General features: G+C 36.2%; 12 protein-coding genes and 2 pseudogenes. 1 reads left to right on the top strand and 13 read right to left on the bottom strand.

Features of this window, described 5'->3' with window-relative positions; translation table 11 throughout:
- Window positions 1-162: 162 nt before the first annotated feature.
- The 13 genes and pseudogenes from HMPREF1532_RS11855 to HMPREF1532_RS11800 all read right to left on the bottom strand — a co-directional run.
- Window positions 163-684, bottom strand: a pseudogene (locus HMPREF1532_RS11855) (hypothetical protein); the annotation flags it as partial.
- Window positions 685-1,020: 336 nt separating this feature from the next.
- A pseudogene (locus tag HMPREF1532_RS11850) lies at window positions 1,021-2,406 on the bottom strand (arylsulfatase).
- A 76-nt stretch (window positions 2,407-2,482) separates the two neighbouring features.
- Complete coding sequence (locus tag HMPREF1532_RS11845; protein ID WP_005929630.1) at window positions 2,483-4,678, bottom strand: alpha-galactosidase; 2,196 nt, start codon at window positions 4,676-4,678, stop codon at window positions 2,483-2,485.
- Between the two features lie 9 nt (window positions 4,679-4,687).
- Window positions 4,688-6,178 carry a sulfatase family protein gene (locus HMPREF1532_RS11840; RefSeq protein ID WP_005929627.1) on the bottom strand — a complete coding sequence of 497 codons (1,491 nt, stop codon included), beginning with the start codon at window positions 6,176-6,178 and terminating at the stop codon, window positions 4,688-4,690.
- A 12-nt stretch (window positions 6,179-6,190) separates the two neighbouring features.
- Window positions 6,191-7,189 (bottom strand): beta-galactosidase, encoded by a 999-nt coding sequence (locus tag HMPREF1532_RS11835; protein WP_244266429.1) that lies wholly within the window; start codon window positions 7,187-7,189, stop codon window positions 6,191-6,193.
- 62 nt (window positions 7,190-7,251) lie between these two features.
- The gene (locus HMPREF1532_RS20550; RefSeq protein ID WP_005929622.1) at window positions 7,252-7,653 is read right to left on the bottom strand and encodes a hypothetical protein; all 402 of its coding nucleotides are present in this window, start codon (window positions 7,651-7,653) and stop codon (window positions 7,252-7,254) included.
- Window positions 7,607-8,341, bottom strand: a complete 735-nt coding sequence (locus HMPREF1532_RS11830) for a beta-galactosidase (protein ID WP_005929619.1) — start codon at window positions 8,339-8,341, stop codon at window positions 7,607-7,609. The genes HMPREF1532_RS20550 and HMPREF1532_RS11830 overlap by 47 nt, the downstream gene beginning before the upstream one ends.
- Window positions 8,338-9,402 carry a beta-galactosidase gene (locus tag HMPREF1532_RS11825; protein WP_005929616.1) on the bottom strand — a complete coding sequence of 355 codons (1,065 nt, stop codon included), beginning with the start codon at window positions 9,400-9,402 and terminating at the stop codon, window positions 8,338-8,340. The genes HMPREF1532_RS11830 and HMPREF1532_RS11825 overlap by 4 nt, the downstream gene beginning before the upstream one ends.
- Window positions 9,403-9,413: 11 nt before the next feature.
- Complete coding sequence (locus tag HMPREF1532_RS11820) at window positions 9,414-10,874, bottom strand: arylsulfatase (protein WP_005929613.1); 1,461 nt, start codon at window positions 10,872-10,874, stop codon at window positions 9,414-9,416.
- Between the two features lie 7 nt (window positions 10,875-10,881).
- Window positions 10,882-13,035, bottom strand: a complete 2,154-nt coding sequence (locus HMPREF1532_RS11815) for a Sip1-related alpha-galactosidase (protein ID WP_005929610.1) — start codon at window positions 13,033-13,035, stop codon at window positions 10,882-10,884.
- Between the two features lie 5 nt (window positions 13,036-13,040).
- A complete protein-coding gene (locus HMPREF1532_RS11810) occupies window positions 13,041-14,387 on the bottom strand; it encodes a sulfatase family protein (protein WP_373133478.1) in 1,347 nt (448 codons plus the stop codon).
- A 13-nt stretch (window positions 14,388-14,400) separates the two neighbouring features.
- Window positions 14,401-16,140 carry a RagB/SusD family nutrient uptake outer membrane protein gene (locus tag HMPREF1532_RS11805; protein ID WP_005929604.1) on the bottom strand — a complete coding sequence of 580 codons (1,740 nt, stop codon included), beginning with the start codon at window positions 16,138-16,140 and terminating at the stop codon, window positions 14,401-14,403.
- Between the two features lie 21 nt (window positions 16,141-16,161).
- Complete coding sequence (locus HMPREF1532_RS11800; RefSeq protein ID WP_122282073.1) at window positions 16,162-19,365, bottom strand: SusC/RagA family TonB-linked outer membrane protein; 3,204 nt, start codon at window positions 19,363-19,365, stop codon at window positions 16,162-16,164.
- A gap of 184 nt (window positions 19,366-19,549) precedes the next feature.
- On the opposite strand from HMPREF1532_RS11800, the gene HMPREF1532_RS11795 reads away from it, so the two are divergent.
- The gene (locus HMPREF1532_RS11795; RefSeq protein ID WP_005929598.1) at window positions 19,550-23,524 is read left to right on the top strand and encodes a hybrid sensor histidine kinase/response regulator transcription factor; all 3,975 of its coding nucleotides are present in this window, start codon (window positions 19,550-19,552) and stop codon (window positions 23,522-23,524) included.
- Window positions 23,525-23,542 lie beyond the last annotated feature (18 nt).

Here is a 23,542-nt window from a genome sequence, read left to right as displayed (position 1 = left end):
CCCGCAACATTTTCATCCTATATCTCATAGTTGTTAGTAGAATGTGTATTGAGATTCAAAGATAAAGATTTCTTTCGGAATATCACATTTCCATTACAAACAAAATACAACTCCTTGTTTACTTATCCCAAAACGATAAAATTAGATGCATTACAAATAAATAGAAAGAAAACCGAAGTGTACGCCTAACTGTGAAAGCGGAAAAACAGCAATAGCCTTTACACCCTGTACTTCGAGCATCTGAGCAATAAAAGGATCGAGCGAATAAATATCAGATGTACAGATAATATTATTATCTTCGAACATATCAAACCAAGGCTTTCCCGCCTCAATAGTCATACTCCGCAGATAATCTATAGCCGGCTCGATACCGTCGTTACACCATTCATAGGTACTGCCATAGGTAACACCGTCAAGGTGGTTTTCCCATGTCGCCAAACGATCGACACCGGTATAGCAGCCAATTTCCGCAAGCGCCATATTCATAGCCGTAAGTATATCCGGTTCCAATTGCAATATCTACAACACACTGATAAACAACAACTTCCTTCGGTTAGTTGTTTCCAGTTTTTCTTGAATGGCAATTAAGTCTTTGGATTTCTCTTCAACCATCTGTTCGAGCCGGGTACGATACTGTTCCAGTTCCATGCCGACTCCTTTTTGTTCAGAACCAGTGAATTTCATATTTGATTGATAGCCGTAAATTGAATAAAATAATTAGTTAAGTCTTGCCGAGAAATATCCTCTATGCTACAAATATATAGATTTATTTTTCGGCTTCAAAAACGATCTATTTTCTAAAAAGCCTCCTCATTAGCAAATCGAAAAGATGGATAAGGATTGTAACTGATAAACATAAAAGAGCTGTATCATTATTCAAAGGTAAAGTTGATACAGCTCTTTTTATTACTGATGAAAAGCATCAAATTTCAGATTAAAATCATTTTCTCTAAAGTTGAACCTTGACATACCCCCAACAAAATTCTATTTACTGTTTTACAATTACTCAGAGAAAGTATGTTACCATGAAAAATTCGGATTGAATTGATGAACAGAAATAGCCAACTTCCTAAGTTCATCAGCGATTTTAGGGTACTGTTCTATCAAGTTTTTTTGCTCCGACGGATCTTTGTTCATATCATACAGTTCTTCTACTATATTTTGGGGATGTTTCATATTCAATCTTACCAATTTCCAACCATCTTTAATGATAGACTGTTTACCTTCTCGCTCATAGGTTTCATGATATATATATTCATGTTCCCTTTGTGTTCCTTTTCCAGTCAATGTTGGTAAAAAAGATATTCCGTCACAATTTTCAGGTTTATCACATCCTACTATATCAGCTACTGTAGGCAGAAAATCCCAAAATGCGGAAATGTGCGAACTGGTCTGCCCCTTTGCAATTACATTTTCCCACTGCACAATAAAAGGAGTATGTATTCCCCCTTCGTACAAATCACGTTTGATTCCACGAAAAATGCCATTGCTATTGAAATACTCCGGATCATGTCCTCCCTCTTGATGTACGCCGTTATCCGAAGAAAAAATGATAATCGTATTCTCCAATATATTTTTCTCTTTTAGCTTTCCTACAATTTTACCTACCGCATGATCCAAACAACTCACCATAGCAGCATAAGCAGCACGTGGCTTTGCTTGTGCCGCATAGCGATTACCATGAAATGGAACTTCATCAAATTTTCCATCAAACTCCTGTAAAGATTCTTTAGGAACTATTAGTTCTGCATGAGGCAGTGTAGGTGTAAAATAAAGGAATAATGATTTAGAAGCATTACGATCAATGAAATCCAATGCCTTTTCTGTTATCAAATAAGGAGAATACACTTGATTTTTTAGCATTAGTTGCTTATCATTTTCCCATAAAAAATCCGGATAGTAACGATGGGCCTTGCGCTGACTTAAATATCCGAAAAAATAATCAAATCCATGTTTGCGAGGATCTCCTTCACTATTTGGTCCTCCAAGTCCCCACTTTCCAACACATGCAGTAACATATTCGCACTGTTTAAGTAAATCTGCAACAGTGTTTTCACTACTTGCCAAAGGGAAATCGTAACCCATAGATGTAGCATCAGGTAAATGTTTGTTTCCCCTTATATAAGCATGTCCCATATCCTTACCTGTCAACAAAGCACAACGGGATGGCGCACTAACTGTAGAACCGGCATAATGGTTGGTAAAACGCATACCATTCATTGCTAATCGGTCTATATTGGGAGTTTTCAATATTTTTTACCCATAACAACCTAAATCCCCAATTCCTAAATCGTCCGCTAAAATATAGACTATATTAGGACGCATTGATGTCGCATGAGTAATATTTTGTCCAACAACACAGCTAATCGGAAATAAAGAAAAAATCAAAGATAAATGTTTATTCATAGTCATCTATGACAGTATTAGAATAATATTTTTTACAAATACAAATTTTCAAATGAGGCGGAATGATATATAAATATCATTTTACCTCTTCCAACAATAGAACCCCACTTTCATACGGTTTTGAAATATTAAATGGAATTCCGACATTCATTAAATACTCTCCTGTGAAAATTTTACCATCGGCAAAACAAGAAGATTTATTGAGTTTATTAAGTTCTTTAACTTTGTATTTTTTATGTGGCATTAAACCTTTCAGACTCTTACAATAGAATTCATTTCTGACATGATAGCCCAAACTATAAACAAAATAAACAGCCCTGTCTTTTGCGGGAGACACATACATCAATGATGCCCATTTTTTACTGTCATAGGGTGACGACAATCTGAATAAATCACCATGTTGTATTATCGGGCGAATATTTTTATAGGTATCAATAGATTGTTTTACAAAATCAACCTCCTTCCCTGTAATATCACGAGGTTGCAGCTCCATACCCAGACGCCCCGACATAGCTACATCGACTCTGAATTTCAAAGGTAATGACATTCCTGTTTGATGATTGGGACTTGAAGAAATATGTGATGCAGTAGCTATAGCAGGAAAAAAATGGCTTGTACCGTGCTGAATATAAATACGATCAACCGCATTTGTGTTATCACTTGGCCAAAATTCATCATGATACTTTAATGCACCATAATCCAAACGCCCTCCGCCAGAGGAACATAACTGAATCAATAAATCAGGATATTTAGCTCTTATTTTCTCATAAACTTTATAAAGTCCCTTCGTGTATTCATACCAAAAATGAGACTGTTTATCAGAGGGAAGATAAGAAGATCCTACATTGTTTGCATGTCTGTTTGCATCCCATTTTATATAAGAAATGTTAGGTGACATTGATACGACTTTATCAAAAGTTTCTTCTACAAAATGTTGAACATCAGGATTGCTTAGATCTAAAAGCCATTGGTTCCTTTCCACATAAGGTGTATATTTATTTGTTTTGACTATCCACTCCGGATACTTTTCTGCTAATACACTACGTGGATTCACCATTTCGGGTTCAATCCAAATTCCAAACCGCACACCTTTATTGACAGCATAATCAGCCAAATAACCGATACCATGAGGTAACTTCTTTTTATTTACTACCCAATCTCCCAATCCCGAATCAGCTTTATCCCGCGGATACTTATCACCAAACCAACCGTCATCCAATACAAACAACTCCACCCCAAAATTCGCAGCATCATCTATTAAAGATAAAATATCCTTTTCATCAAAATTCATGTATACACCTTCCCAACTATTCAAAACGATAGGACGCAGATCGTTACCATGTGCTAATGCATAACGCCTACTCCAATTATGGAAATTCTGAGAAATGCGATTTTTGCCAATAGAGCTATAAGACCATATTATTTCAGGAGTCTTAATTTCTTCTCCCGGTTCTAAAATAAATGAGGAAGCAAATGGATTCATACCTACAACTATATCCAAATTTCCAGTTTCCGATACTTGAAAAGACAGTTTATAATTCCCAGACCATGCCAATGCACCAGCATACACCTCACCTGAATACTCATCCGCCTTTTTATCTATGCTAATTAAAAAAGACGAATTTTCAGTCTGTGCCGTTCGTACTCCTTTAGTACTCTCTATGGATTTAATCCCATGGGTTAGTAATTCCTCTTCTAATAGCATTTCATTGGCCCAAGCACCGGCAAAATGACTTAGATAATAATGATCCGCATGAAGATTTAGATAGCCGGAAGCAATATTTTCAATTTTTATACTTTTATTCTCGTGATGCTTTATCGTGACATATTGAGTTATAATATCCTCTTTTTGATATGCCTTAAAATGAAGAGAGACATTTATATCATATAATTTATCCTTTAACTCAATTATAGTTTCGACAACATCCGAACTAACAGGAATTGTCCGAATACCGGAAAATTTCAATTCAGATGCCATTATTCCATCCCCATGAGTAAGCTTAAGTGCAGGATTTATAGAGGTAGTCCCCCCAAATGTAGGATATAAAGCTGGAAATGGCTGATGAGGATTCTTACGCAACTCGTAAGAAAAGGCATCCAAGTTTCGAAGCTTATTACCATAATACCTGTAAATTACCTCATCGTCAGTAGTAACGGAAAATACCATACAAGTATTCTCCGTATTTATTGACAAATTATTTTTTACTACCTGTGCATGAGCTAATGTGCAAGATACAAGATAAAATATTAAAAATAATTTCTTCATTCTCATCGATTTATATTATTCATTATCTTGATAAGCACTTTTCAATTGATATAGCTTCTCCTTTAAGTCAGCGACTACTTTCCGATAACGTTTATCATTATAGAAGTTTCTCATTTCTTGCGGATCGCGTTTCATATCAAAAAGTTCCCAATCGGGAGTATAAGGCATTTCGTGAGTTCCTTTCTTGTTCAATGTCTTACCATAATAATAAATAAGTTTATACCGTTCAGTGCAAATACCATAATGTGCTACAGTATGATGATGTTGGTCACCATGCATCCAGTATCGGTAATACATTGCATCACGCCATCCTTTAGGTTCTTTTCCGTTTTTCAAAATACTTCTGAAACTTTCACCCTGCATATAGCTCGGTTTTGAAATTCCTGCATAATCCAATAAAGTAGGAGCAAAATCGGCATTGATAATGATACTCTTATTGGTACTACCCGGCTTTATCTCATTGGGATAACGTATTAACAACGGCATATTTAAACTCTCTTTTTGCATATATCGTTTATCAAACCATCCATGCTCTCCTAAATAAAAGCCCTGATCTGAAGTATAAACAATAACGGTATTTTGAGCAAGTCCGTTCTCGTCTAAGAATTTCAAAATACGCCCAACATTCTCATCAATTCCTGCTATACACCGTAAATAATCTTTCATATAACGTTGATATGCCCATTTTCGAAATTCATCTCTTGACAAGTTAGCCGGTAATTCACATTTCATGTCCTTTTCATTCATGTCTTCCAAACTCATTGTCTGTAACTTAGTGTAATAAGCCCTTCCTTCATAAGTATCAAACATATTTTCCGGTTCCGGAATTTCCACATCTTTCAATAAATCTGAAAAACGTTCTGCATATTCCCAACTTCTATGAGGGGCCTTGAAATGACACATCAACATAAATGGCTGATTATCATCTTTATGCTCTTTCATCCAATTTATAGCCTGAGACGCTATCACATCCGTAGAATGTCCTTGATAGATTTTGCCGGGAGTTTTATCAAAAGGGCATGTGTTTCCTTTCCGTTCTTCTTTGGAAATCAAAACAGGATTCTTGTAACGACCTTGTCCTGGTAACACATTATAGTAATCAAAACCTGCAGGTTCGTATTTCAGATGCCACTTCCCGATAATAGCTGTCTGATATCCACCTTTTTGCATCTCTTTAGCAAAATTGTCATGCGTTGGTAACAGACCGTCATCCAATGTATATACACCATTTTTATGACTATATTGACCAGTCATAATACAAGCCCGGCTCGGAGCACTGATAGAATTGGTAACGCAACAATTATCCATGCGAATCCCTTCATTTGCAATTCTATCGAGATTAGGTGTTGGTAATACTTTAGCCAGCCTGCTTCCATAAGCACTTATAGCCTGTAAAGCGTGATCATCAGACATAATATATATAATATTGGGGCGTGTTTCCTGCGCCACAACTTGCATTTGCAATGCAGCCAATGAAGTGGCTGCCAAAGTTAAAAATTTATTCATTTCTCGTTCATATTAATAAGATTCCTTTAATAAAGAGTTTCCATATTCAAGAGCTTCCTCATAGGTATTATCATATTCAGGAAATCCCTTAGTACCTTTTAAAACGTCTTTGGCATAGACATTCAAATAAGAGCATTTTCCACGGAATGCGGCATCCATTATTTCTTTAAGGGATCCTACATCTTTGGATGTCGCACCGACCATCTCAAAAAAGATCTTTGTTTTTTTTGCCCACGATGACAGTAGCTGTACCTTAGCGGATTCCTTTTCGGAGTATCGATTGCCCGAAAGTCCATTTTGTCCAATATACATTCCACATTCAACAGCCCGATTTCCAAACAGCTCAAAATTATTATTATCAAATAAAGAGCCCTTATTTAATGCCACTTCAGTCGGTAATTTTTTAAATAGACCAGAAGCTTTAGGTAACCATTCTAAAACAGTCTCTTTCCACAAATCCTCACTGTACTTACATCCGTTGCTCGACTCGATATTCATGAACACCTTTTTAAAATCCGGATCCTTTTTATTGATAGAACGAAAACGGTATGGATTAGTTTCAGCTCCCGGAGTGATATCAATAAAGAGAATATTTGGATTATTATCGTATCGTTCTGCTATTTTAGATAAAAATCGTAAAGCATAATGTTGGTATATCGGATCCCAAAATAATGGTATTTCCGTCTGGCTGGGAGCATGAAACGCATATTTAGCTCCTTTTTCCCAAACCCATTCGGGAGTCGGTGTTTTAGACATCGGATCTTTCCAGTAGCCACTTGTTACCCACTGCATTCTCAATACTACTTTCTTTTTGTATTTCGCCCACGATGCTATAAACTGATCTATCGAACTCCAATCATATACACCATCCTTTTTCTCTATATTTGCCCATTTTATAGTTCTGACAGCTCCTATGATATATGGATTCTTTTTTACCAAATCATCCTCAGAGCTTTCATAGCTGGCAAAATAAAGCAGTCCCTTGCTATAATCCGTTTTTTGAGCGTTCATTCTTAAAAAAAAGCAAAATAAAAGAGCCAGTAATAGATAAATGTTTTTTACCTGCATAATTATCATTTTTTTAATTGTAATTTTTCATATCCGAACTTAAGAGCTTGTTCATAAGACGGATCATAATCTTTATATCCTTTTGTCCCTTTAAGAACGTCGACGGCATAAACATTCAAATAGTCTGCGTCTATTCTTACTGCCGCTTCCATTACTCCCATTAAGGAACCGACCTGTCTTTCTATATTACCAGAAGCCAATGCCATCTCTTGGAAAACAGGAACCTGCTGTTTCCATTGTCTAAATAGCTTATAACGCCCACCATTTTGATTCTGGTAACTTGAAGCTTTTATTCCATTCTGCCCAACCATCACATGACACTCTACAGAATATTCACCAAATAACTGAAAATAATCTTCTTCAGGAAACAGCCCCCCCCCGATTAAGTGAAACAAAAGTAAGTACATCGCTATACATCGCAGAAATAGATGATATCCAATTCTTGACAGTACTTTTCCATAATTCCGGTGAATAAGCCCGCCCTTGACTATCTCTGACTTTTGAAAAATCTTCAAAGAAATTAGTGCTTACACTACCGGTCTTAGGATGACAAGGAAATGTTTCATATCCAGGTGTTGCCGATACAAATAACAAATTCGGATCTTTCCCATAACGATCATAAATAGCTTGCATTAGACGAAGAGCATGTTTATTATATATAGGATCCCAAAATAACGGTATCTCCGTTTGAGTCTTTTCATCATAATAATACTTGGCCCCTTCCTTCCAAAGCCAATCTGGAGATGGATGACGCGCCACTTCATGTGGCCACAGTCCTGTAGATATCCATATCACCCGTATAGCTACTTTTTTACCTCCGGCCGACCATTTCTTGAAAAATTCATCCAACTCGCTCCAATCATATTCTCCTTTACTCTTTTCCAATTCACTCCAATAAATAGTGTAAAGCGCCCCCACAATATAAGGATTTTGTATAGCCAAATCGTCTCGATGTTGTTTCGATGCGAAATAAATCAGTCCCCCATTCGTATTTGTCTGATTCTTAATAGAAGGAGAAGTCTTAGGTGGCGTATTTCCGGTACATGAAACACTCCCCATAACAACACATAATAAAAAAAGGATTATTCTTATCATTTGTCTTTCGCTTTAGATGAGAAATAATTATAGCCATTTTTTAGAGCCTCATCCCATTTTGTATTATAGCAGGAGGTTCCTACAGTTGATTTAAGTACATCTTGAGGATACACATTCAAATAGTCACAATCTATGCGCTTGGCAGCTTCAATAACTCCTTGCATAGAGCCTGTGTTTTGCGTTTCTGCAGCATGAACCATCTCAAAGAATAATTTAGTCTTATTCTTCCATTGGTTAAATAATTTAGTTCTTAGTGCATCATTTCCCTGATAGCTGTTTTCGTGTATGCCGTTTTGACCGACATACATACCATTATCCACGGCTGTTTGACCGAAAACCGGAAAATTATTCCGTCCAAAAAGACTTCCTTGATTCAACGTTACCAAACAAGGGATATCAGTCATTACTTTGGCAGTTTGCTTTATCCAGCTTTTAATTGTTTCTGTCCACAAATCTTCTGTGTAAGTCCGGCCATCACTGGCCGGAACTTTTGAAAAAGATTCTTTAAATTGAGGATCTTTTCTATTGATTGTTCCAAAACGATATGGATTTGTTTCTGCTCCTGGAGTAACATCGATAAAAAGTATCTCCTTATTATTTTTAAAGTGTTTGTTGACAGCTTTCATAAAATTCATGGCATGTTCTCTAAATATCGGATCCCAAAATAAAGCTAATTCAGTATTACTCTCTTTATGATAAGCGTACTTGGCACCAGCTTTCCATACCCATGCCGGAGTAGGCTTTCCAGCCACTGGATTTCTCCAATAGCCACTACTTGACCACATGATACGCAAAGCGACCTTTTTTCCAGCCTTTGTCCAGCGATTCACAAAATCATCCACCTCTTTCCAATTATACTTACCTTGCTCCGACTCTATCACAGACCAATGCATTGTATACAATCCCCCAATAATATATGGATTATTTAAAACTTCATTATTCTCAACATAACCATGACTGGCGAAATAAATCATTCCAGCAGGAGTATTACTATACTTGAATGCAAAAACGCTATTTAAGCAACATAGGCAAATAATTAATGCAAATATTGTCTTTTTCATGACATCTTCTTTTAATTGATATTCCGTTCTTCTTTAGTCAATGGAAATATAGGATTTTGTTGATGAGACTCTTCCATATAACGCAAAGCTTTCTCGATTATTTCAGGTTGCTCTTTGGCCACATCATTAGATTCCGAACGGTCTTTGTCCAATTGGTACACTTCAATCTTATCGGCATCAATATATTTGACAACTTTCCAATTATCAAATACCACAGCCTGTTTATATTCATGTCTCGGTTTTACACGTTCCGAACGCTCGTTAAATTCCCAATATAAATAATCATGAACTTTTTCCTGAGTTTTACCACACAATGTCGGAGCAAAAGAAATCCCATCTGTTTGTTCCGGAATAGGAGCACCAGCCAATTCACAAATAGTAGGCATGACATCCCAAAAAGCGGACAAAAGATTCGTCTGCGATCCCTCTGGAATAGTTCCTGTCCAGCGCACGAGCATAGGTGTATGCATTCCTCCATCATACAAATCACGCTTAAATCCTCTATAGTCACCAGTCGAGTGGAAGAAGCGATAATCATGCCCACCTTCATTGTGTGCCCCATTATCACTGGTAAATACAATTAACGTATTCTCGCCTAAACCAAGTTCATCCACCTGAGCTACTATTTCCCCAACATATTTATCAAGACTCATCAACATAGAAGCGAAAGCCCTTTCCTCTTTGGGCCAATCATTCGCCTCTATCGGCATATCAGCATGGTATTCCATCGGAGCATGCATCAGAGAATAAGCCACATATAAAAAGAACGGATTATCTTTATTACTCTTTATGAAATTCTTGGCCTTATCAGTCACCAACCTATCCATATTTATTGGCCGATGACTATTTTCTTCTTCAGTAAGATTGTAATATTTCCCATTTTCATACATAGGCTCAATATTCTTTTTGGAATACTTATCATAGGGTATATGTATTCCATTCTGGTCCCACAAAGAATCTATAAATACCCCATAATGATTTGGAAAATCTGCACTCAATTTGCCAAAATGATAATCAAAACCACGATGGTAAGGAGTTTGATTGGTCAATTCACCTCCTAAATGCCAACGTCCACACATACCTGTGACATAATTTGTTTGATTCTTGATAGCTTCCGGCAGAGTAATATCATTATTGTTGATGGGGGCCACTCCCACTCCGGCAATACTTTTATTACCACGGATACTGCTATGTCCCGAATGTTTTCCGGTCATCAGTATACATCTGGATGGTCCGGAAACCGGTGCTCCTGAATAGTGGTTAGTAAAAATCATACCATCAGAAGCCAGCTTGTCAATATTAGGTGTTTTGATAATTTTTTGACCCAAAATACCAATATCCCCATACCCTAAATCATCGGCTAAAATATATATGATATTGGGAGTTATCTGCTTTTCAGAAGTTGAACCTCCTGCACAGGATGTCAATCCGGCAAATGCAACACAAGAACTTATCGATAATAAATTTTTCATCACTCTATTATTTTTTTAATATTATTATTCTATTATTTGAAATATGCTCGGCATTCGCCCTCCAAATTCCATTTCCCAATGAGGTAAAAGTAATATTTTCTGCATAAGGGGTACCCTCTTTCATCCAAAAATCAAAAATACCAGCCTCAGATAATGTCAGTTCTAAAGAGTTTCTTTTATATTTGATATCAGATACAGTAGCCGGGGATAAATATTTATCTGTCCGACCAATTACCGCCCATCCTTTATATATTGGTATAAAGAAATACAATTTATCATCAAATCCTGATATTTGAAATTTATGTTTGTTTTTACCGATAGGATATCCTGTATGCGCATCATAATCATACAAAAAAAGTCCTTCTTCGGGTAACTTCCATTTTCCCGAATAGGGTTGCAATAAAGTTCCTGTCATAGAATAATCAGAAGAATCGATCGTGCCTGAAACCGTCACAGAATCCACACACAAATTGTAAATAACAACTGCAGCAACTCCATTCTCCAATGGTGCAGAAACATAATAAGGCACTTGTTCAATCAACGGAGCTGTGAATACCGAACGTTCCATAACTGTAGCAGGTGCCAAAGGACGTATTATCAAGCCATCATCATAACATAAAGGTGATACTTTAGAAAAAGATATTTGATCAGGAGCATCCGATAAATAAACCGGTCCGCCAGACATGGCTTTAGACAAAGCCATTATGTCACCACATACTTTATCAGAAGAGTGGAACATATCATGATCTCCCCACACTGTAGGACATATGTAAAGAGCATTATGATAAGATTGCAACAAATGTTCTTTGGCCATGAACATATTATTCAGTTTATAATCAATACTGGTTCTTGTAACATTTGTATGATAAGTATTTTGTAAAACCGCATTATTCATAGCCATGCAATTGATAAGCCCATTAGAAAAATAGCGATCGGCAATGTCATCTACAATTCTTGATGCTAAAAAAGCACCTCTTGCCGCATTCTCGCTATATCGTTGCATGTATAAATTAGCAGCTTGCCAATCTACTTTCAGAAAATCAAAGCCATCGGATGCCGATTGTCCCAAAAATGCATGATACACTTTGGAAATACACACTGAATCGATTCGCGGCATCGTATAACCCGTCTTTTCAATTGTTTGCAAACATTGATTGATTTCATTTCCGAAATTATTTACGGGTGAAAAACCTCCCCAATACCCATTGAAATTCTGCCATAGCCCCATCCATTTCAAACCATCCGGCTCACGAAGTGAGAGTAAAGGAGAAAATCCTTGAGGAAACTTATCATTAGGAAGAAAACTTGTCAACTGGTTCTTTATATTTTTTGCAGAACGTGAAGAAAGATGTCCATCGTCAATAATGGCATAGCGGATTGGCAAATCGATAGTTTTCAACTTTATAATTTCATTTTTAAGTAACTCAGAATTAATATCTTTCTTATATTGCTCCCAAGTACACCACCCTAAGTACTTAAACATTTCAGGATAATCTTTCTGATAGCGCAAACGCATGGTCTTTTTATATTCGTCATGTTTTAGTAATCGGCTAAAAAGCAAATAAGATGCTTCATTAGTATTACTTCCAAAGCTCCATGCCAATACAGGCACTTTCCCCGAAACCGACTGTGTTCCATAATTTGCTACACGCAAAATCAATTTTCCATCATCGGTCACATATAAATCAGATATTGTTTCAGAATTAGCCAATGGCAATAACGCAAGTACATTACCGTCTTTGAGTGAAGTTTGCATGAAACAACCACTTCTTGATACATATCTGGTCCTATTTTTAAACCCGGCATTTTTAAATGCCAAGTTTTGTTGATCGTCTACCCCATAAGCAGGTTTCACAAACAAATCTCCAATAGTATTCGGTGTAAATATCCAAGGAAGTACTCTGTTTCCGTTTACCTGCCAATAATCATAATAAGTATCTTGTGCATAATAAACAGCCTTATCATAGTTAGGTAAATTAAGTTGATAATATCTTAATACGCCCAAACTATCCGGATTTTCACCACTAAGTTCAACTTCAATAATTCCCTCTTTAGCACAGGATTTCTTATTCAAATCGATGGTAAATTGCTGAGCAGTAGTAAGAAATATATTCGCTGAAGCTATCAGCAAATAATATACAATTTTATTTATATTCTTCATTGATTTTATTTAGTTAAAGGTCTTTGCCAAGGTATTGCTCCCGATATTCTATAATGTTCAACCATTGCTTTATACAATTTAGAATATACGGCATCTTTCTCTAAGGGTTGAGATTCTTTGGAATCCTGTTTCATATTGAAATACTGCAAAGGTTCAAAAGGTCTGTTTTGCAGTAATTTATATTCTTTGTATCTAACAGCATTTTGAGTTTTCCCGCCTATATCACCGTGTTCACGACGTACCCAAAACAGATAACGATCATCAGTTACTTGTTCTTGGTTACGCAATAACGGAAGTACTGATATCCCATCTATCCGATGATTTACAGGAAGTTGAACTAAATCACATAAGGTAGGGAATATATCCGACATCATTACTAAATTATTGACCCTTCTATGTTCCAAATGGCCTTTCCAATATAGAGAACAAGCCACTTTTATCCCCCCATCATACATATCGCCTTTGTCTCCTCTTACAGGGCCGTTATTTGCTTCCGATTTCCGATCTCCCCCATTATCCGAACAAAAAATAATAAGAGTATTATCTAACTGTCCGCTTTTCTCTAAAGAGTTGATTACTCTACCTACTCCATCATCCATATGCTCAATGAGAGCAACCAACTTTCCACGAGTTTCAGAAATATTCGGATGGCGTTTACGAACCTTTTTTTCCCATTCCACAGGTGGTTGCAACGGTGAATGAGGTGCATTATATGCCAGATATAGGAAAAATGGTTTATCTTGCTTTCTCGCTTTAAATATATAATCGGACGCCCAGTCAGTAAACAAATCTGTGGCATGTCCCTGAGGATCGATTTCTTCAGTATTGAGTCGCATATAATTGAAACCTCTACGCAAGTGCGTATTGTAATCATCCATCATGTCTCCCAAGAAACCATGGAAGAAATCAAAACCTCTTTCATTGGGTAAATTAGGACTCTCAAGTCCCAAATGCCATTTACCGATAATTGCAGTTTGATAACCGGCTTTTTTCATCATTTCGGGAAGGAGTGTAGCATCCGGAGAAAGATAGCCCCAACTCCCCTTAGGATCAGTTCTGATTACTCCCGGTACTCCGACCATATCCGGAAAACAACCGGTCAATAGCCCGGCCCTACTTGGAGAAGATACGGATGAATTTGCATAAAAGTTGTCCATACGAACGCCTTGATGAAACAACCGGTCAATATTCGGAGTCTGTACATCTTTAGCATATTGGCACGACAAATCACCCAATCCCAAATCATCCACCATGATTAATAAAATATTGGGATTACCTTCAATTTTATTAGAAGCCGCTTCCTGAGCGACCGACGGGAGTATGACGGTTCCACTTGTAACAAGTGAAACCATCATTTTTAAAGTTTTAATTACCATATCCAAAATTCTGCTTTATGACATTATTAGTAATTGTAATTTCTCTTGAAGGAATCGGAAGAAAAATCGAATAATCTTCAAATTGCCTTCTCTTATATATATATTTATTTTTATCATAATCTTCCACATTGGTATATTCCAGATACTCTTTCATCCAACCAGAACGAATCAAATCGACCCTGCGCAGGCTTTCTCCTAAAAATTCCAACATTCGTTCCTGCATAAGTGCCATTCTGAACTCTTCCAACTGGTCTTTTGGAGTAATGCCTGTTATCGGTTTTACAATGGAAGGATCAGCCATATTCTCCTTCGTTATTTCCGGTAAAATAGTCTCATTAGCCGAACGGCGTCTGACATAATTTAGCAAACGTAAAGCTCTGTCAGTAGGTCCGCCATTCTGTTCTGCTTCTATTTCCGCTAAAACCAAGTACATCTCTGCCAGACGAAGTACCACATAATTGATCGGTGTACGTTGTTTAGGATAATCAGGCTTTTTCTCCATCGCAAATTTCCCCAAATTATAAGTTTTATTTGCCGCCGTAGGAGGCCATAAGGTTCCATCACCTTTATACTGAAAATTGGTTATATTCTTGTATTTTCTCATATCACACGTCTCTTTCGTGGGCTTACTGGGAAAATTATCAGCAATGGTAGCTCCTCCATAAGGCATATAAGTATTGGCCACATTGCCTGTCGGAAGTACCCAGTTCCATGAACCGGGACCATATATTTGACCTACCCAACCACCTTCTTCTTGCGATAAAGCATCTTTAAACTGTACATCAAAAATAACTTCAGGAGTATTTTCCGAAGGATAAAAACTATCTGCATAAGACATAGATAGCAGTACCTCTTCATTACCTCCATATCCCTCATCTATCACTTTCTGTGCATAGTCTTTTGCTTGGCTAATTAATTCGGCAAATTTGTTTTTAGCCCATTCATATGAATTTATTCCATCTTCCAAAGCCATATCCGGAGAAATGTGAGCATATTTCCCCATCGTAGCAGCAGTTAAGCTTGCCCGTGCCAAAAGAGCCGCAGCCGCAATTCTGGTAGCACGTCCCATCTCTTTCTCTGCCGCAAAACTGACAGGTAGTACAGAATAAGCATCTATCAAATCTTGGAATATTTGTCCGTATACTGCCTCAGTAGATGATCGCGGCATGTTTTCACCTACTCGTTCCGACCCTGGCAATGTAGTAAGCACACATCCACCAAAAACAGAAGTCAAGTTGTAATAGCAGAGAGCACGCAAAAATTTAGCTTCAGCAACACAACGGTTGACAATAACACTTTCAATGCCAGACTTTTCTGCATTAAAAATTAAATCATTTGCCCTATTAATCATGGCATATTGACCGGCATAGAAAGATTTAATAATGCCATTTTGAGGAGTCGGTTTGCATTTATCCAATTCTTCGAGCATCAATTGTTTAGAAGCACCGGCAGTAATGGCCCCCATTTCATCGGTCGCCAACTCGTTAAGCAAAGGTAGTCCGGCATTATAATTGGTCAAATAATTGGTAATTTCATTACCTAATGTTGGCAAGCTACGTGTACCGAGCATATCATAAATACCAATCAATGCCATTTCATAATCACTAACTTTCGTATAAACTTGATCTCCACCTAACTGTGTCGTCATTTTTTCGTCTAGGAAATTAATCTCACATGAAGTCACCGTAAGAGTTACAGCAAACAGTAATGATTTATATATTTTTTTCATCTTGTATTTATTTAGGGTTGTTTAAAAATCGATAGAAAGACCTGTAATAATGGTTCTTGAACTTGGATAAACAAAACGGTACATACCACCCGTAATCGGATTATTAGAAGCGACTTCGGGATCATACCACTTAAATTTTGTAAATGTAAATAAGTTTTGGCCTGTCAGATAGATACGAGCTCTGCTTATCTTTACTTTTTCAAGCCATGACGTTGGCAAAGTATAACCTAAAGTAATATCTTTAATCTTAAGATAGGAACCGTTTTCTACAAACAAACTCGATGCTAAGTTTTTGTATGAGTCTATGGTATAATCCGGCCATTCGTTTGAATCTCTATATGGTCTCCACGCCTCATCATAAATACTTTGCAATATATTACGATTATTATAACCACAAACCGGATAATAATTGGTCACAAACAATTTACCACCATATGAGAATGACAAGAAAATATTCAGATCAAATCCTTTATAATTGAATTTATTAACAAATCCACCTGTAAATTTAGGTTCGCTGTTTCCAATATAAGTTCTATCATCTGTAGTAATGTTATTATCATCGCCCACTACATCTCTAAATTTTGCGCTTCCCGGCAATGGAACATCCCCTGCATATTTAGGTTGTCCATCCATAAGCACCAGTTTCTCTTCACCATTCTTGGCACGATTATAAATTTCCCGACATTGTTCGATTGATAATAATCCTTGCGATGGATCGTTGTTTTTATAGAAATTCTTATAATCCTTGTACTGATAAACTCCATCATAGATAAACCCATACATTGTTCCTACTGCCTGCCCCGGTTCAAGGATAAAAGCTTCATTATAAATATTGCCTGCATTGAATGTCAAAGCCGAATTCTCTCCTAAATCAAGAATTTTATTCCTATTAAACGACATATTCAAAGAAGAAGTCCAAGAGAAATCCTTGTTGGAGATATTGACAGAATTCACTACAAATTCAATTCCCTTATTTTCCAAACTACCAGAGTTATACATCATGGTGCTAAAACCGGTCGTGTAATCCAAAGGTTTATCGAGTAATAAATCAAAAGTCTTTTTATAGTAGGCATCTACGGATAACGATAACCTATTATTGAACAATGCCATATCAAATCCGACATTATATTGTTCAGTGGTTTCCCATGTCAAATCAGGATTAGCTATAGAACCCACTGCAATACCGGGTTTTAATGTAGAAGAAGGTCTTATGCCACCACTTTCATTAAATGAATAATACACATTTGAATAAGTAGACAAACTACTATATGCAGGTATTCCCTGATTACCGGTACGCCCATAACTGAATCTTAACTTTAATTCATCAATTGTTTTTAAGGATTGCATAAACTTTTCACGATGAATATTCCAAGCTATAGCAGCTGAAGGAAAATAGGAAAACTTATTCCCTTTAGGAAACTTACTTGAACCGTCTGCACGGAAACTTGCCGTAAACAAGTATTTACTCTTATAAGAATAGTTCACACGCCCCAAATAAGAAAGCAATGTACTGGCATAATCTTTAACATCAGGTGCCATTATATTCAATCCAAGCCCTACATTGCCACCTGTCAAATCAGAATAAGCGGCTGGATAATCAGTAGTTTCAATAGAAAAATTCCTGCCACTATTCTTTTCCATTGTATAGCCCACCATTGCATTAAGACTATGATGCTTCTTAAACACTTTGTTATAAGTCAGTATGTTTTCCCAAGACCAATTAAAGCGTTTTGCCCAAGAGTTTACTCCACGACCGTTCACAGAAGCACCAGCTGCAATAGAGGGACCATAAAAAATCTCTTTGTTGGTATTAATCATATCAACATTATAAGAAGTTTTGAACTGCAAATCTTTTATAACATCATATTGTATATAAGCGTTAGCAGTCGTTCTCACACTACTTAGCCTATTCTGTACAGTAGTTACATAGTCATGAGGATTCGTTTGAAGATTATAATCACCTGTCAATTCTCCATCCCAGTCAAAATCAGAACTATTAAAACGGACATTTGCCGGACGATAACTTAAAACCTGCTGAAAGACATCCGCTCCTGTATCCTTAGAGCCACCGGAAGGCACACCATCCTGAGAAGTCTTCGAAAAATTAATATTAACACCCGTCTTGGCTCTCTTCCCTATATTTTGGTCTACTCTCGAGCGGATTGTAAATCTGTCAAATCCGGAATTTTCTACCAATCCGGACTGATCGGTATAAGCTGCACTCATTGAATATTTAGTTGTCTTTGTTCCTCCTCGTATACCTATATTATAATCCTGAGTAATAGAATTTTTAAAAAGATAATCTTGCCAATCATAGAACGGAGTGTTTTGTAAAGAATCATATTTTGCTATATAATCCGGATCTTCACGTTCATATTTCATATAATTCAAATAATCTTCCCCTTGCAGTACATCTATTTTCTTGGACACACTTCCAACACCGACATAGGTTGAAAAAGAGACAACTGGCTTACCTTCCATACCGGATTTTGTGGTTATTAGAACAACACCATTAGCTCCACGTGAACCATATATTGCAGTAGCCGATGCATCTTTCAAAATCTCGATTGATTGAATATCATTCGGATTTAAAGATGATAAAGGATTAAACACTGCCGAACTTAATCCTTTCGGATCGCCAACTCCGGTACCGGCATCTTTGGATATCGGGGCACCATCAATGACATATAACGGTTCGCTATCCGAATTGATAGAACCAGTACCACGAATTTGAATACTAATACCGGCTCCCGGTTCTCCACTCGTGTTTGTAATATTTACACCAGCCATTTTTCCGGCCATTGCCTGGTCTAATGATAACATGTGAGAATTACTAACATCCGATCCTTTCATGGAAGTTACAGACCCGGTTAAATCGCTTTTTTTAACAGTTCCATAACCAATTACCACTACTTCGTCAATTTCATTTTGTGTTTCTTCCAGATAAATTTTTAAAGGTAAATCATTCTGACTTTTAACCGTCACGACTTTAGAATCCATACCCATATAAGAAACTTTGATATTAGCAGGCAAAGTACTACAAACAATTGAGAACTTACCATCAAGATCAGTGATGGTTCCGGTTTCGGTTCCTTCAATGATAATCGTAGCACCGATTAATGTTTCACGATTTTGTTCAGAATAAACGGTACCAGTCACCTTAATTTGTGCATTTACCATTAAATTACATAAAAGTAATAAGGTAGCGAATAATAATTTTTTCATGGAATTATAATATAAGATTAATAACTGCTGCAAATGTACAAATCTCACATACTGCACCATTGCTCTAAAGTGTCTTTCTTTTGCTCGAATGAACCATTGGGCCAATTATAAATTTGGAATATAGGATAAGAATAATAAAACATATATTTTTGCGAAAAGATTAAGAACCTGAACGAATCATATTATGATCTACATTTTATACATTTTTCTATTAGCTGCATTCTCAATAAGTACGTATGGACAAACTGCTAACGCGGACATTCTTTCGTCGCGTTTGCATGTTATTTCTGTCAATGAAGGGCTTCCGCAACAAGCCGTTACTTCCATTGTTCAAGATAAAAACGGTTTTGTATGGATGGGAACTTACGATGGTCTATGTAAATATGATGGTACCAACTATAAAAATTACTACCACATCAATAATGATACAACTTCCTTATCCAACAATAGAATACTGGCTATACTTGAAGATTCAAAAGGAAATCTCATTGTAGGTACAGAAGGAACATCCTGCGTAAATTTTTACAATAAGGATACTGACAATTTTCATGTACCTACTGACATAAAGTGGAAGAATTGCCGAAGTTTAATAGAAGACAACAACCATAAAATATGGGTCGGAACCTCGGACGGACTTTATTTATTGCATATAGATAGCCTGCATAAGGTTGTACATGAAAAAACAAAAATTGAAAGTCTGTGGCATACCACCATAAAACGTATTCTATTATCTCCAGACAAAAGCTGTATATGGATACTTACAAATAATAAGATATATCATTTAGATACCGATCAAAACATAAAAGGGTGCTATGAAAATCAACTGATAAAACAGGCCAGAGATATTTATTGTGATTCCTCTTCACAATTGTTTATTCTTCATGATGAAGGAATTTACCTCATTGATGAAGGAACAGTGGTAAAAACCAATGTAAGCACTCCGCTAACTGCGATAAAGGAATTGAAACGCGGAATATACATTGCCGGTACAGAAAACAGTGGCATACGCATTTTAGAATCTCATCAAAAAGGTAGTTTCAAAATTAGGAAAACAACAGATTTAAACAATTCCACATTCTTCCAATCAAACTTGATTCGCAATTTTTTCATAGACCGTTCTAATTGTCTATGGATAGGTTCGGGCCATAATGGCGTTGCCATCGTTGATTTATCTCCCTTACCATTTCATAAGCTATTGATGCCAAAAGAGGAAATACGCCCATTGGTACGCGTCATCACTAAAGACTCTTCAGACAATTTATGGATCGGCATAAAATTAGGAGGCTTATATATGTTAAAAGACGGAGTTTATACCAAGTTTCCAATAGATTCGAAACAGAATTTCAATGCTATAATGGAAGATTCCAAGAAAAACATATGGATATTGACTAACAAAAATGTGTACATTTACAAGGGGAAAAAACTATATAATTTGAATGAAATCAGTGGTATTCCCACGGATATCTATAATAAGATACTTGCAGCGAGTGTGATTATAGAAGATGACCAAGGAACCATATGGATTGGCGGAACCGGAAAATTAGCCCGAATAAGAGGTTTGTTTACCTCTTCTGTCTCTGTACATTATTTTAATGCTCCTTATACGCAAGATATATTTTGCTTGGGTAAAGACAAACTTGGGCGTATTTGGTTAGGCTCCCGATCCAAAGGGATATTTGTTATCACTTTGAATATATTTTCTGACATAATCAAATATCAAAGTATAAATACAACCAACAGTTCTATCAAAAGTAATCATATCTGGGACATTTGTTTTTCTAAAAACGGTAATTATGTCTGGGTAGCAACAGATTCAGGAATAAACTCATTTGATTGTTCATCTTTAGAAGCAAATGTAATATCAGTTGCTCCTCATGAGAAACTTATCAATCATAAAATACTAAGTGTAATTGAAGTCTCCGATCATTCCATTTGGCTAAACACCAGCCAAGGTTTATTACATTACAATCCGGAGACAGGCCATTATCGAGAATATTATTATAGCGATGGCCTGTGCTCCAATTGCTTAACAGAAGCAGGATATCTGGCTGCTGACGGAACTTTGTACATCGGTTCCATTAATGGGATTAATTATTTCAACCCATTAGACATTAAGGATATTAGAAATGATGCACAAATACAGACTATACGCTTTATGATTTATAATAAATCCGTAAAGCCAAATCAAAAAATAAATTCCAGTGTACCATTAAAATGCAATATCATTGATGCCGATCAAATCGATATTTCATATTTGAATAATAATTTTTCTTTCGAATTCATTGCCCCCAATTATACCTCTCCCAACAAAATCTATTATGCTTATAAATTAGAAGGAGTTGACGAAGATTGGGTTTATACATCATCAGACAATCGTATTGCAAGCTATAATAATTTAGATGCCGGCAAATATAAATTTCATGTAAAAGCAACAGAAATCAATGGTATCTGGGACACTGACGAAAGATGTATTGAACTGACTGTAGGAGAGGCTCCTTGGAATACTTGGTGGGCTTATCTATTGTATCTGATATTTGTGGTAATGATCATATTGCTTGTACTTAAGTATTATTTTACACAATACAAACTAAAGCGAGACTTACAAATAGAGCATATACAAAGAGAACATGAACAAGTGTTAAGTGAAACCAAACTACAGTTTCATGCTAATATTTCACATGAAATCCGCACTTCATTATCTTTGATAATAACTCCGCTTAATGATATAATAAACGATATAGGAGGAACGGTGAATACCACTAAGTTGGGTATCATGCGTAGAAACATCGAACATCTGAATAACTTAGTATCCCAATTTCTCGATTTACAAAAAATAGATGAGGGAGTCGTACCTTTATGTGTAAAAGAAACCAATATATCATTACTACTTGAAGATATCTGTGAACGGTTCAGACCTGTTGCTGAAAATCAACAAATAGAATTTCATTTAGTTTGTGAATCATCGGATATGATCGGATATTTGGATGAAGATAAAGTGGTTAAAATCATCGGAAATTTGGTATCCAATGCTATAAAATTTAACTCAAAAGGAGGTCGTGTAACCGTTTTTGCAGCACAAGTCAATGATAAAATAGAATTTGCCGTAGAAGATACAGGATGGGGCATTTCCCCGGATGACATAACTCGTATTTTTGAGCGTTATTATCAAAATAATCGGCAAAAAAATCAAGGAATGGGAATCGGTCTTTCATTGGTGAACCAATTGGTAAGACTACATAAAGGTAGTATATCGGTAAAGAGTGATCCGGATGGAGGCCAAACGTTATTCACTGTAAGAATCCCTGTCAGTAAAGAATACTATGATGATAAAGAACTTATTAAAAAAGAGAATATATCACCTATCACTCGCGAACAGATCAATGATAACAAACAAGAGTCAAAAGCAACAATAATCATCGTAGAGGACAATCTCGATATGAGTACATATTTAACTGTTTGCTTAGCTGAAAAATTCAATGTAATTTGCAAAAACAATGTTGACGATGCAATTGATGAAATTATACAATTCATCCCTGATTTGATTCTTTTAGATATAGTTTTGGAAGGCAATAAGACAGGATATGATCTATGCAATGCAGTAAAAAGTAATATGATGACCAACCACATACCTATTTTGATGCTGTCTGCCAAAGATACGCCTCAGGACATCGCTTTAGGATATGACTGTGGTGCTGAAGACTATATTCTCAAACCTTTTTCCATGGAGATTTTAATTCAAAAAATAAACAACATCATCAAATACAGGAAAAACAGTTTGATGGAATATGATTCCGGCAATGAAATAGAAAATACAGATTACAATAAGGGCGGTAATCAATTTTATGAAAAACTGATTGGCTTAATCCACGACAATATTAGCAATTCCGAATTCGGGATAACAAATATTTGCGAAGAATTAAATATCAGCAGAACCCAATTATACAGAAAAGTAAAGGCTGTTACTGATATTCCAATCTCCACGTTAATACGTAATTTAAGAATGGAAAAAGCTTATGAACTATTCAAGAACAATGATTATACTGTTTCAGAAGTAATGTATCAAGTGGGTATAAACAGTAATTCGTATTTTACAAAAACATTCAAGGAATATTTTAATATACTTCCATCAGAATTTATAAAACAGACCTACAAAAAATAAAATAATTATTATAATCAA

This window comes from Bacteroides salyersiae WAL 10018 = DSM 18765 = JCM 12988 (assembly GCF_000381365.1).
GTDB classification, from domain to species: domain Bacteria; phylum Bacteroidota; class Bacteroidia; order Bacteroidales; family Bacteroidaceae; genus Bacteroides; species Bacteroides salyersiae.
This window is presented reverse-complemented; position numbering and strand designations above follow the sequence as displayed.

Bases quoted from the DNA above. Each gene is read 5' to 3' on its own strand.
- HMPREF1532_RS11805 (WP_005929604.1), bottom strand. From the start codon at position 16,140: ATGAAAAAAATATATAAATCATTACTGTTTGCTGTAACTCTTACGGTG.
- HMPREF1532_RS11810 (WP_373133478.1), bottom strand. From the start codon at position 14,387: ATGGTTTCACTTGTTACAAGTGGAACCGTCATACTCCCGTCGGTCGCT.
- HMPREF1532_RS11840 (WP_005929627.1), bottom strand. From the start codon at position 6,178: ATGAATAAATTTTTAACTTTGGCAGCCACTTCATTGGCTGCATTGCAA.
- HMPREF1532_RS11845 (WP_005929630.1), bottom strand. From the start codon at position 4,678: ATGAGAATGAAGAAATTATTTTTAATATTTTATCTTGTATCTTGCACA.
- HMPREF1532_RS11835 (WP_244266429.1), bottom strand. From the start codon at position 7,189: ATGAACGCTCAAAAAACGGATTATAGCAAGGGACTGCTTTATTTTGCC.
- HMPREF1532_RS11825 (WP_005929616.1), bottom strand. From the start codon at position 9,402: ATGAAAAAGACAATATTTGCATTAATTATTTGCCTATGTTGCTTAAAT.
- HMPREF1532_RS20550 (WP_005929622.1), bottom strand. From the start codon at position 7,653: ATGTACTTACTTTTGTTTCACTTAATCGGGGGGGGGCTGTTTCCTGAA.
- HMPREF1532_RS11815 (WP_005929610.1), bottom strand. From the start codon at position 13,035: ATGAAGAATATAAATAAAATTGTATATTATTTGCTGATAGCTTCAGCG.
- HMPREF1532_RS11830 (WP_005929619.1), bottom strand. From the start codon at position 8,341: ATGATAAGAATAATCCTTTTTTTATTATGTGTTGTTATGGGGAGTGTT.
- HMPREF1532_RS11820 (WP_005929613.1), bottom strand. From the start codon at position 10,874: ATGAAAAATTTATTATCGATAAGTTCTTGTGTTGCATTTGCCGGATTG.
- HMPREF1532_RS11795 (WP_005929598.1), top strand. From the start codon at position 19,550: ATGATCTACATTTTATACATTTTTCTATTAGCTGCATTCTCAATAAGT.
- HMPREF1532_RS11800 (WP_122282073.1), bottom strand. From the start codon at position 19,365: ATGAAAAAATTATTATTCGCTACCTTATTACTTTTATGTAATTTAATG.